This window comes from Nocardia sp. NPDC052001 (assembly GCF_040680615.1).
GTDB lineage: Bacteria > Actinomycetota > Actinomycetes > Mycobacteriales > Mycobacteriaceae > Nocardia.
Window position 1 is genome coordinate 1309543 of the sequence record NZ_JBFAXC010000002.1, and the last position, 11241, is coordinate 1320783.

At 66.8% G+C, this 11241-nt stretch carries 11 protein-coding genes and 1 riboswitch; of the genes, 6 read left to right on the forward strand and 5 right to left on the reverse strand.

Annotation, left to right across the window (positions count from 1 at the left end):
* The first annotated feature begins 118 nt into the window (after positions 1–118).
* Positions 119–1150, forward strand: a complete 1032-nt coding sequence (locus AB0L82_RS14465) for an alpha/beta hydrolase (protein WP_364636102.1) — start codon at positions 119–121, stop codon at positions 1148–1150.
* Between the two features lie 40 nt (positions 1151–1190).
* Positions 1191–2006 carry an SDR family oxidoreductase gene (locus AB0L82_RS14470; RefSeq protein WP_364635367.1) on the forward strand — a complete coding sequence of 272 codons (816 nt, stop codon included), beginning with the start codon at positions 1191–1193 and terminating at the stop codon, positions 2004–2006.
* Here the strand turns inward: AB0L82_RS14470 and AB0L82_RS14475 are convergent, their stop codons facing one another.
* The gene (locus AB0L82_RS14475) at positions 2007–2696 is read right to left on the reverse strand and encodes a respiratory nitrate reductase subunit gamma (protein WP_364635370.1); all 690 of its coding nucleotides are present in this window, start codon (positions 2694–2696) and stop codon (positions 2007–2009) included.
* Positions 2697–2871: 175 nt separating this feature from the next.
* Positions 2872–3042: riboswitch (M-box (ykoK) riboswitch) on the forward strand.
* A 239-nt stretch (positions 3043–3281) separates the two neighbouring features.
* On the opposite strand from AB0L82_RS14475, the gene AB0L82_RS14480 reads away from it, so the two are divergent.
* Entirely contained in the window at positions 3282–3458 is a 177-nt protein-coding gene (locus AB0L82_RS14480) for a hypothetical protein (protein ID WP_364636126.1), read from the forward strand.
* 14 nt (positions 3459–3472) lie between these two features.
* Here the strand turns inward: AB0L82_RS14480 and AB0L82_RS14485 are convergent, their stop codons facing one another.
* Together AB0L82_RS14485 and AB0L82_RS14490 are read right to left on the reverse strand one after the other, a co-directional pair.
* On the reverse strand, positions 3473–5536 hold the full coding sequence (locus AB0L82_RS14485; protein ID WP_364635373.1) for a neutral/alkaline ceramidase: 2064 nt from the start codon (positions 5534–5536) through the stop codon (positions 3473–3475).
* A 23-nt stretch (positions 5537–5559) separates the two neighbouring features.
* A complete protein-coding gene (locus AB0L82_RS14490; protein WP_364635375.1) occupies positions 5560–6192 on the reverse strand; it encodes a TetR family transcriptional regulator in 633 nt (210 codons plus the stop codon).
* Positions 6193–6244: 52 nt separating this feature from the next.
* On the opposite strand from AB0L82_RS14490, the gene AB0L82_RS14495 reads away from it, so the two are divergent.
* The 3 genes from AB0L82_RS14495 to AB0L82_RS14505 all read left to right on the forward strand — a co-directional run bounded on the left by AB0L82_RS14495 (position 6245) and on the right by AB0L82_RS14505 (position 9731).
* Entirely contained in the window at positions 6245–6925 is a 681-nt protein-coding gene (locus AB0L82_RS14495) for a class II aldolase/adducin family protein (RefSeq protein ID WP_364635378.1), read from the forward strand.
* Positions 6922–7857, forward strand: a complete 936-nt coding sequence (locus AB0L82_RS14500) for a carbohydrate kinase family protein (RefSeq protein WP_364635381.1) — start codon at positions 6922–6924, stop codon at positions 7855–7857. The genes AB0L82_RS14495 and AB0L82_RS14500 overlap by 4 nt, the downstream gene beginning before the upstream one ends.
* 134 nt (positions 7858–7991) lie before the next feature.
* Complete coding sequence (locus tag AB0L82_RS14505; protein WP_364635384.1) at positions 7992–9731, forward strand: serine/threonine-protein kinase; 1740 nt, start codon at positions 7992–7994, stop codon at positions 9729–9731.
* A 12-nt stretch (positions 9732–9743) separates the two neighbouring features.
* Here AB0L82_RS14505 and AB0L82_RS14510 read toward each other — a convergent pair whose 3' ends face one another.
* On the reverse strand, positions 9744–10247 hold the full coding sequence (locus tag AB0L82_RS14510) for a hypothetical protein (protein WP_364635387.1): 504 nt from the start codon (positions 10245–10247) through the stop codon (positions 9744–9746).
* Positions 10248–10346: 99 nt separating this feature from the next.
* On the reverse strand, positions 10347–11213 hold the full coding sequence (locus AB0L82_RS14515) for a hypothetical protein (protein ID WP_364635390.1): 867 nt from the start codon (positions 11211–11213) through the stop codon (positions 10347–10349).
* Positions 11214–11241 lie beyond the last annotated feature (28 nt).

Here is an 11241-nt window from a genome sequence, read left to right on the forward strand (position 1 = left end):
CATGACAATCCGCGCCGGGGACGTCAAGATGATCGATGGCCCCGGCCAGAAAACGACAATGTTGTCAGACAGTTCCAGCGCTTCGGCTTCGCGGCGCGGACAGGAGAGCCCCGTGGCAATGACGCCGCAGACCTCGGAATCCGTCACGTCCGTGATCGTCGAATCGACCCGGCCCGCCCGGATCGGCACCCGCATCGCACATCCGGTATTGCGCACGACACTGCAACAGTTCCTGCGCGCCGGAGCGTGGGTCGCCGATTTCGGGCCGGGGCCCGCCGAACTGATCTTCCGGGCCACCCGGCTGTCCGAAGCGCCCGCCCGCATGCTGGGCGCACCGCGCGGGACCCATCGGCATCCGGTGTTCTTCGAACGGTTCGATGCCGAATGGCTCTGGACCGCACCGGTTTCCGACCCGCGCGTCGACCGGGACGCGGCCATCCTGTACTTCCACGGGGGCGCGTTCATCGCGGGCGGACTGAACAGCTACCGCAGGCATACCGCGCGACTGGGCACCGAAAGCGCGCTGCCGGTGTTCACCGTGGACTACCGACAGCTGCCGGACGCGCATCCGAACGACAGCCTCGATGACGCGCTGACCGCCTATCAGTACCTGCTGGACGAGGGGTTCGCGCCCGAGAAGATAATCGTGGCGGGCGACTCCGCCGGTGGCGGGCTGGCACTGCGGATGGTGCTCACCGCCCGCGATCTGGGCCTGCCGCTGCCCGCGGGCATCTCGGTCACCTCACCATGGGCCGATTTCGACTCCACCGCCCGCATGGCCCACCCCAACGCCAATACCGATGCGGTGCTGCCCGCGGCGGGTCCGGCCATGGTGGTGCGCCGCGGGATCGCCATCGACGGCGTACTCGATCCCAGCTGGTCGGTGGTCAATCACGATTTCACCGGGTTGCCGCCCATCCTGTTGCAGGTCGGCTCACGCGAAATGCTGCTCTCCGACGCCCTCGAAGTGGCGCGGCGCTGCGAGGAGGCGAATGTCGCGATGACCTTGCAGATCCGGGCCAGCGCCCCGCACACCCTGATTCACCTGGGTGCGGAACTGCTCGCCGACGGCCGCGACGCCGCCCGCGACGCGGCCGGATTCCACCGTGCGATGATCGAACAGGCGAGTACGGGACGCAGCGCGGCCTGAGCCATCGCCACCCTCGACCGCTATCGCCAGGGAGGCCCGAATGTCCCAGCCCGCCAACGCTTCCCAGGCAGCTCGGCCCGCCGTCCTGATCACCGGGGCGGCGGCGGGCATCGGCCGCGCCATCGCGGCCAAGTTCGCGGGACAGGGCTGGACGGTCGGCATGTACGACATCGATGCCGAGGCCGTGGCGCGCACCGCCGAGGAGATCGGCGGGACCACGGTCACGGGGGCATTCGATGTGACCGATCCTGCGGGGTGGGAGCAGGCGCTCGCGGACTTCACCGCTGCCACCGGCCGCCTGGATCTGCTGGTCAACAATGCGGGCATCCTGTACTCCGGTTCGTTCGGGGATATCTCCCTGGAGCGTCAGCACCGTCTGGTCGATGTGAATATCAAGGGCGTGCTGAACGGCTGCCATACCGCGCTGCCGTATCTGCGCCGCACACCCGGCAGTCAGGTCATCAATCTGGCCTCGGCCTCGGCGCTGTACGGCCAGCCCGGTCTGGCGGTCTACGGGGCGACCAAGGCGGCGGTCCGCAGCCTCACCGAGGCGCTCGATCTGGAATGGCGGCACTACGGCATCGCCGTGCGCGATCTGCTGCCGCTGTTCGTGGCCACCGACATGATGACCGAGGTGACCCGGGGCTCGAAATCCTCGGCCACGCTGGGCGTGCGCCTGACCGCCGATGATGTGGCGAACAGTGTGTGGCACACCGCGACTCACCGCCGGGCGGTGCGCGGTTCACACGTGCTGGTCGGTTTGCAAACCAAAATCACCGCCGCCGCCACCCAACTCTCCCCCGCCTGGCTCAACCGCACCGTCGTCGGCTGGATCAGCAAGGCCGATTCGCTGTAGCTACGCGGGCCGACGCTGCTTGCGCGACAACGGGACTCGTACCGTCCGCAATACACCCGCGGCGCGCCGCAGCATCCGAGACACCGGCACCGTGAAGATGCCCGCCAAACGCGTATACGGCCAAATCGCGATGAGCGTCATGACGATCAGCCCGCGCGCCTGATAGATCACCGGCGCATGCTGCATGACCTCGGGATTCGGATGCAGCGTCACCAGCGAACGGCACCAGGTGTACAGCGTCTCGGCCGTGCGATAGCGGTCATCGGTGGAGTACGGATCGAAGGTGACCAGCACCGAGGACAGCAGCGCGGCCACCAGCACCGGCAGCGTCATGCGATCGATCGGGGTGACGTGCGGACGGGATTCGGCCGTGATGAGCGGCGGGATCAGGATCAGGCCCGCGCCGATCACCGCCAGCGGTATCGCAATGCATTGCGCCAGCGTCAGAATCACGTCGACGGTGCCGTGCGAGCGCGAATGCGGCCCGGAGACAACGAGTTCGGCGATTCGCACCGTGAAAAGCATCGGGACGCCGGTCCGGAAGGCGAGGCTGCCGAAGCGTTGCGGCCGATCGATATGCGGGCCGTAGAGGTAGCTCAGGAACCGATCGCGGCGGAAACGCCAGATGTGTCCCCCGACACAACACAGTACGGCGGCGACCGGCAGGAAGACCCACAACAGATACATCATGGTTAGACTTCCTCGTCCGATCGATCGTGCTGTTGCGCATCACTGTTGCACGTGCATCCGCGCCGCGAAAGAGGCGAGTTCCGCGAACTCCCCGTGCAATTCCGGGACGCTACGCGGCGGCCGCCCGGCGCGCAGCGGTTTGACAGTTCGGCGATGCGCGGGCAGCATGGTCGAGTCAGCACCTCGCTAGGCGAGGCTCCTGTTCGAACACAGGCCACTGATCCGACGACGTCGAGAGACGCCCAGGGTTAGGACAGATCGCTCCGGATTAAGGGGCTATCCAAAGTGGCTTCCCCACCCGGGGATACGTCGTTCAGTGCCGAAGCTCTGACGAGAGGGGTGCCCGCCATATCGTTCGGATTGGCGGATTCTCCCTTCTCCTCGCCTGGTTCGCACCGCGCGGTCTGACGTGATCGACGCCCGCGTGCGTCCCGGCGGCAAGGAGGTGAGGAGTGAAGTGAGTTCCAGCGATAGTCCGTATCCGAGTACGGATACCCCATTCACGTTCATACCCGCCTGCCGCGGTTATTCAGTCATGCGCTGAATCAGGTTGCGGCAGCGGACCTTTCCTCCAAGGAGGCTGTCATGACCTTTATCGCTTTCCAGCGCCCGATGTCGGTACTGTCGGTGCTCGGCGAATCCGCCCAGCGCATCAAGGCGCGTCACACGCTGACCCCGCAGGAGCGGCACAATATGTCGCTGTCGCGGGATCGGGTGGCGGTGCACACCGCATCGCTCGGTGGGCACCCGTTCCACCACTGACCTGCCGATTCGAGCTACGAAACCACGAATTCCATTGAGGTGCCGGTGAATCCGGCGGTCTGCCCGGTGGCGTCCTTACTGTCGCCGAAATATTGGATCCGATATTTCCCGATCCTGGTCCCGGCCGGGATCGTCCAGCGGATCTGAATCAGCGAGGCCGCCGGATTGCCATCGGGTCGCCGCCAATGCAATTCGGTGCACCAGTCGTTATCGTCGAATACCCGCTCCCAGCCGTCCCCGGTCGCGCGCTGCACCTCGAAATAGGTTCCGCCCAAACGGAAGTCGTTGTTCGGGTGCGCGCCCGCGAATTCCACCGACACCAGATCTCCGGCGGTGTTGTTCGCGGGCGGCTGGGTCAGCACATCACCGAAGGCGTGGCCGGCGACCGGGACGTCGGCCGGGACCGGGGCCAGCAGATTCGGTTGCAGGCCGAAGTTCCAATCCAGCGGCGCGGGGCCGCGGCCGATATCGGTGCGCGCGGCCACCGCGCGGGCGAGCCGATCGAATTCCTGCATATAGGCCGACAATGTCCAACGGCCGTACAGGGTTTCACCGCCCTCGTACTGCTGGGAGACGTACTCCTCGGGCGTGGTCACATAGCCGCAGTAGCCATTGGCGTACCCCTGCATCAGCACATTCTCCAGCGGCACCCCGAGGGCGCGCGCGACCACCCGGCGCACCCGCAGACCGGAGACGATGGTGAATTCCGCTGGGCCCGAAGCCAATACCAGATCACCGATGCGCATGATCTGGATCGCCACCACCTGCGGCACCCACGGTCGCGGCGGCAGGATGCCGAGCGGGACGATGGCGAGCTTGGGAGCCTGCACATCGCGCATCCACTCTTCGATGGGCGCGTCGACGCCGCCGAGCGCGGCCACCATCGGATTGGTATCGCCCTCGTGCAGGAACGGTATTTGGGTGTTGTAGTTGTCCTCGGAACTGGTGGCGACCGCGGCCGCGCCCATCATGGCGGGTGCGGTGCGGGCGGCCTTACCGTCCGGGGTGTACGAACCGTCGATGAAGGTATCGGCCATATTCACATAGCGGATGACCGAATCGACACCGCCGGTGGACATGGCGCGCGCGGCGGCGAAAGCCGTTCGCCCGGCCTGATATTGGCGCTCGCCGATCATGGCGCAGTTGGCACGATTGTCCTCGGTCGGCCCGGCCGGATGCCACGGGCGGGTCCACAGATTCGGGGTCATATCGCCCGGATTGGTCTGCGGGAACGCGGCGATGAAACCCGGCTGCCCGTCCAGATACCGCGCGCCCATCTCATCGTGCTCCCAGCGGTAGCTGGCATAGCCCTTGTTGTCGACCGAGATGAGCGTGTTGTGATCGGTGAGCGAGGTGCCGTGCGTGGCGAACCAGGTGATCGCGCCGACATCCTTACCGCCCTGCTTCAGTCGCAGCACGGTGACGGCCGGATCGATGGCATCCGGAAATTCGGCCTTGTCATCGGCCGGATTGAGATCGAAAGCCACCCGCGAGCGATTGGCGCTGGCATCGTGCAGCTCACCGTGCCCGATCATGATGGTGCCGGGAGCAAGGCGCTCGTGCGCGTTCACGATGGCGGCGACGATACCGTTCACCTCGGCGTCATAGGAGTTCTGCTGGAACCCCTGCGCGGCAAGGGAATACGCGTACTCGCGGGCGGTGCCGCCGCAGGAATTGTGATTATGCGTGGCATTGAGGTTCACATTGCGCTCGGTGTACAGATCACCGAATCGCTTGGCCAGCTCCACCATCACGGCCAGGTGCACCGACTGGAACAGACAGGCGTTATCGGTGTTCACGAACGCCACCCGATCACCGGTCACCTGATCGACGATGATGTACGCGCGCGCCCAGCAGCGCATGAGCAGACCGGTGGTGACCTGATCCAGTTCGGAGTAGCCCATCATGCCCTGGCCCGCGGGCGCACCGGTCATATCGGCCATACCGCAACCGACGAGATAGTCCGCGCCGCCGCCCGGTTCGGCCGCGGCCGAACCCGCGCCGAGGAAGCCGGTCGCGCCCAGCGCGGCGGCGGAAGCGGCCGCGCCTGCCAGCGCGGATCGCCGGGACACTCTCATCGAATACTCCTTACGTATGTCGGTCACGGACCGGTCCACTGACTCGCGTACGCGCGCAGCGCGATCTTGGCCTGGCGCAGCAGATCCGGATCGCCGTCCGGATCGGAACGGAAGGCTTCCTGCATCACCGCATCTCCCATCAGGTGTGCGGTGCGGCAGGCGGTATCCAGATCGGCGGTGTCCGCGGCGACGCCCTGCGCGATCATGATCTCGCGGAGCGTAACCGCCATTCGGCGTTTATGCTCGCGGTCCGCCGCGCGCGCCGCCTCGGTGAGATGCCGGCCGAACCAGAGCGCGCGGAATCCGGGCTCACTGCGATACAGGTGTGCGAAGGCATCGATCAGCACATCGGTGGGGTCCGGCAAAGGTGCGGCGCGGGCGAGTTCCAGCAGTGCGGCCATGCGGGATTCGATCATGGCGAGATAGGACCCGGCGAGCGCCTCGATAATGGCGTCGCGATCGGGGAGGTACTGGTAGAGCGAACCGACCGAAATGCGCGCCTCGGCCGCCACTCTGATCATGGTCAGCGATTCGACGCCTTCGGTCCCCAGTAGTCGATCCGAGACCTCGAGCACCCGGGCCAGGCGTTGCCGACTGCGCGCCTGGCGCGGCACGCGGCGCAGCAGGGCGTCCGGCAGCTCCAGTGAGGCGGACATTTCGGCTCCGAGTTAATGTGAATCGAATTCAGGTTTGGGTAGGGTAGCCGCCATGAGCAGTCCCGCGCCAGCCGAAAGCGCCCGTGTCGCAGCCGCTTCCCGGCGCTTGGCCGAGGAGGGGCTGCTGATCGGCACCGCCGGAAATGTGAGTATGCGCCATGGCGATCTGGTGTCGGTCACCCCCACCGGTGCGGTGCTCGGTGAGATCGACGCGGCCGATATCACCGTGGTCGATCTGGACGGCGGAATCGTGGCGGGAAAATACGCGCCGACCTCGGAACTCGGTCTGCACCTTGATATCTACCGCGCCTATCCGGCACGCGCGATCGTGCATACGCACGCGCCGAAATCGACGGCCGTCGGCTGCGTGCTCGATGAGCTGCCGGTGCTGCACTATCAGCAGCTGGTGCTCGGCGGCGCGACACCGGTCGTGCCCTTCCATCCCTTCGGGACCCCGGAACTCGCGACCGCGGTGCGGGAAGCCTTGCGGGGCAAGCAGTGCGCGCTGCTGGCCAACCACGGCGCAATTGCGCTCGGCGCGGATCTCGATCAGGCCGTCGAGTACGCGCTGCTACTGGAGTGGGCGTGCGCGCTCTACCTCGATGCCCGGACCATCGGGACGCCGCGCCCGCTGACGGCCGAACAGCAGGCCGCCGTCATCGAAGTCGCCTGGCGCACCGGATACGGCACCCGCAAACCGCTCGACGGCCGGCTCGATAGGGATAACGGATGAAGGTCATCACACTGGGCGCGCATGTGCTGGACATTCTGGTCCGACCGGTCGATGCGATTCCGGAAGGTCAGCAGACCGCGCTGGTACAGGACATTCGCATCACCGCCGCGGGCACGGCCGCCGGAACCGCGCTGACCCTGGCCAAGCTCGACGCGCAGGTCCGCACCGCCGGGGCCGTCGGCACCGATTCGACCGGGGATTTCCTTGTCTCCCTGCTGAATACGGCGGGAATCGACACCTCGCTCATCGTCCGCAAGTCGGAGCAGCCCACCTCGGCCTCGGTACTGCCCATTCGCCCCAATGGCGAACGCCCGAGCCTGCACCTGCTCGGCGCGAATCCCTTCTACACCCTCGACGATATCGACTGGGATGCGTTGGCGGCCACCGACTTCCTGCACCTGGGCGGTCCCGAACTGCTCGGTGCACCCAACGCGGCGCGAATCCTGCGGCACGCCAAGAACAATGGCGTCACCACCTCCGCCGATCTCATCGCCCCCGGAGCACTGGGCAGCCTCGACGCCATCGCCACCGCGCTCCCCCACATCGACTATTTCCTGCCCAATGACGAACAGGCGCTCGGCTTCACCGGCGCGACAACCCTTTCCGCCGCCTGCGAGATCCTGCACGAGGCGGGGGCGCGCACTTTGGCGATCACCCGAGGCGCGGCCGGAGCCCTGCTCTCCACCCCCGAGGGCACGCATACCATCCCGGCCTTCGCCGTGGACGTGGTCGACACCACCGGCTGCGGCGACGCCTTCTCGGCGGGCTTTCTGCGCGGGCTGGCCCTGGGCCGCGAGCCCGCCGCCGCGGCGATCCTCGGCAACGCGGTCGCGGCGCTGGTCGCGCAGGGGCTGGGCAGCGATCACGGCGAATTCACACTGGCAACCGCAGACGCTTTCGCCGCGCAAACCCCGACCGTCACAACCCGATAGCCGGACCGGAATCCATTTCGGCCTGTCCCTGTTCCGCACGTGTGGATCCCGGCCAAAGCATGCCGGGATGACGAGGGCTGGTGCACGGGGAAGGCGGGGTCGCGCGGTTCGGACATGACTAATAGGCTGGCGCGGTGATTTCCGGGCGGACAGTGGTCGACGGGCGCTTCGAATTGCTCGAACCGCTCGGCAGTGGCGGTATGGGGACGGTGTGGCGGGCCTATGACCTGGCGCTGCATCGGGAGGTGGCGCTCAAGGAGGTGCGGGCGGCCGATCCGGACAAGGCCAGTTCGCCGGGGGTGCAGCGGGAGCGGGTGCTGCGCGAGGCGCGGGCGCTGGCGCGGATCGGGCATCCGAATGTGGTTGCCATCCACCATATTGTCGATACGCCCGGTGAAGAGCATCCGTGGATCGTCATGGAACTCGTGCGCGGGCGCAGCCTGGCCGATCAACTCGATCTGGGTCCGATGCCGCCGGATCGGGCCGCGCAGATCGGGCGCGGAATTCTCGCGGCGCTGCGGGCCGCGCACGCCGTCGGGGTGCTGCATCGCGATATCAAGCCCGCGAATGTGCTCATGCGCGAAGACGGTTCGCCGGTGCTCACCGATTTCGGCATCGCCGCGATCAACGGGCTGGAGGGGCTGACCTCCACCGGCAGCGTGGTCGGATCACTGGATTACGTGGCACCGGAACGGCTGGGCGGGCAGGAGGGGCATCCGGCCTCGGACCTGTGGTCGCTCGGGCTATTGCTATACGTCTGCGTCGAGGGCTATCACCCGATGCGCCGGGAGACCTCGGTCGCCACCCTGGCGGCGGTCATGCGCGGTGAGGTCCCGCCGCCGCGCCGCGCGGGCGCGCTCACCCCCACGCTCCAGGCGGTGCTGGTACCGCAGCCCGATCAGCGCCCCACCTCCGAACAGGTGGATTGGCTGCTGTCCCAGGCGATTACGGCTCCGAACACACCGATGCCGATGCCGATGCCCGGGCCGCATCAGATGTCCGCACCGCGGCAACTATCCGTGCCGCACCATATGCCAGGGGTGTCGAGCCCGCATCACCCGCTGGCCACGTCCTCCGGCCAGACCACCTATTCGGGACCGGTACAGCCGCTGGCGTACGGCGGACATCCGAGTCAACCGAGCCAGCCGGGATACTCGGCGACACCGGTCTACGCATTGCCCACCGCCTCCTCCCCCGGCATCGCGACCGAGACGGCACCGCGATCACAGCGGCACTGGATCATCGCCGGAGCCGCGGGCGCGGTAGTGGTCGCGCTCATTGTCGTTGCGGCCGTAGTACTTCGGCCCGGCGGATCGAGCAGTGACCCGAATCCGCAGGCGCTGCCGAGCGTGCCCGGCGGCACCAGCATCGTGCGCGGCACCAACGCGGTCCCGCCGATCACGCAGACCAAGGCCAGCACCGGCACCGTCGATCTATTGACCCCGATCGCGGTGCGGCAGGCCATCGCCTCCCTCGAACAGGCAACGGGCGGACAGCTTTTCACCGAGACAACCATCTACCCGGAGTTCATCAACACCGGGGCTCCGGTCAAGGATCGGCCGACCGTCTACGACGAGTACACCTATCGCAATGGCGCGACCACCAGATCAGGTCCGGGCGGTCAGCTCTCCGGTCATCCGACCGTGGCGCTGGGCGGTATCAACTGGGATATTCTCCCGGCGCTGCTGAGCACCGCCCAGGACAAGCTCGCCGTCCCGAACCCCGAGAACCACTACATCATCATTGATCCGGCCTGGACGTTCAACGACAACAAGCCGACCCTGCTGGTGTACTACTCGGACGAGTACAACGGCGGCGGCTATGTCGCGGCCAATGTCGACGGCACCATCGTGAGCGTCTACAACAGCAAGTAACGCACGTCGCGGTTACGGCATCACCCCGCGCGGCACCACGCGGATGAACGTGATCGAACTGTCCGGCGCGACAGCGGATTCGGGATCCTGGCAGCCGACGGTGACCTCGTCACCGGCCGGCGCGGAGAAGGTCTGCTGTGTCACCCAGGAGGTTTCGCGCACCTGCTCGCGATACACGCCGTCGGGCCTGCGCAGTTCGAGCGCGGTCCCATTGCGATCGGTGGCGGTGCAGCGCAGCGCGGTCGCGGTGGCGGGATTCCAGCTCTCCGGGACCTTGATATCCATGACCGCGTCGGCGGGGATGAGCACCTTGCCGGTCTGACCGATCAGCACGCGGACCCCACCGCCACGTTCGGCGTCATCGTCGGCGAGCGGATCGGCCGTGGGGGTGCCGGTGACAGCGGCGGTGGTCGTGGTCGATCCGCTCGCCTCGGTCTTGCCGGAATCGCTGCTCGAACAGCCTGCGACGGCGGCGGTGGCGATCAGCAGGGGCACTGCGGTCCAGACAAGCTTCATGGTCGTCATCCTCTCGTTCGCGGGTCCCCGACAGTTTAATGTAACCGAAAGTATCAGTTAGCTAAACAATTGCCAGTGACCTGCACCATAACGTAGGGACTACCGCAGCAAGTTGACAATCTGCCGGTACGCGGTGCGAGTCGGCGGAGCGAGCTTCGACCAGCTCACCGCACCACCGGTAGCCAGATGCGCGTCGTACGGGATCTCGGTGACCGCTCGGACGTACTTTCCGAGGTACTGCCGAATATGTTTGGCATAACCGGGACCATCGGTCGGATTCTGTCGCGTCACCACGATGACCGCCTCGGCCAGGTGATATTCGCTGTAATTGTCATCCAGCCAGATCAGCGCCGGGCGCAACCGGTTCACCGCGTCCGAACGCGCGGCCAGGGTGATCACCAGCGCGATGCGCGAATCCGCGAGCAGCGGCGCGACCATGCGATTGGTCACCGGCGACCCGCCGTCGTACACGGGCAGACAACCCGCATCACACAGGCTCCGATGCACCGAGGCATAGCTCTCCCGGCGGGGCAGCGCTTCGGGACCGCGCGGCAGAATGCCGACGCTGGAGGTGTTCTCACCGCAGCTGTCCAGTACCGCCGAGGCCAGCCCGCGATGGCTCATATTCAGCCAGGACTGCACCGTGCCCGCGGCATCGATTGCGTCGCAACCCCTTCGGGCCAGATCGCCGCCGGTGGCGGTGGCGTCCACCACGATCGGCGAATGCTCGCGATAGTTATAGGAGGCGGCGGTGGCCACCCCGAGCGCGGTGGTGGTGGTCCCCGCGCCGCCGGAACTGCCCAGCACCAGTACGGGCGGCAGATCGGCCCAGAGCAGGAACCCATTGGAGCTGCGCAGGCGCACCACATCGGTGGGGGCGCCGGGCGGGGCCGGGCGCAGCAGTACGGACAGATCGGTGGGGGTGTTGGAGAGCGCGGCGGGGTGATCGGGAAAGCTCAGGGACACTCGAGATTCCTTTGTTCGAGCGGCATCT

Coding starts and splice junctions, on each gene's coding strand:
- AB0L82_RS14465 (WP_364636102.1), top strand. CDS start 119: ATGACGCCGCAGACCTCGGAATCCGTCACGTCCGTGATCGTCGAATCG.
- AB0L82_RS14470 (WP_364635367.1), top strand. CDS start 1,191: ATGTCCCAGCCCGCCAACGCTTCCCAGGCAGCTCGGCCCGCCGTCCTG.
- AB0L82_RS14475 (WP_364635370.1), bottom strand. CDS start 2,696: ATGATGTATCTGTTGTGGGTCTTCCTGCCGGTCGCCGCCGTACTGTGT.
- AB0L82_RS14480 (WP_364636126.1), top strand. CDS start 3,282: ATGACCTTTATCGCTTTCCAGCGCCCGATGTCGGTACTGTCGGTGCTC.
- AB0L82_RS14485 (WP_364635373.1), bottom strand. CDS start 5,536: ATGAGAGTGTCCCGGCGATCCGCGCTGGCAGGCGCGGCCGCTTCCGCC.
- AB0L82_RS14490 (WP_364635375.1), bottom strand. CDS start 6,192: ATGTCCGCCTCACTGGAGCTGCCGGACGCCCTGCTGCGCCGCGTGCCG.
- AB0L82_RS14495 (WP_364635378.1), top strand. CDS start 6,245: ATGAGCAGTCCCGCGCCAGCCGAAAGCGCCCGTGTCGCAGCCGCTTCC.
- AB0L82_RS14500 (WP_364635381.1), top strand. CDS start 6,922: ATGAAGGTCATCACACTGGGCGCGCATGTGCTGGACATTCTGGTCCGA.
- AB0L82_RS14510 (WP_364635387.1), bottom strand. CDS start 10,247: ATGAAGCTTGTCTGGACCGCAGTGCCCCTGCTGATCGCCACCGCCGCC.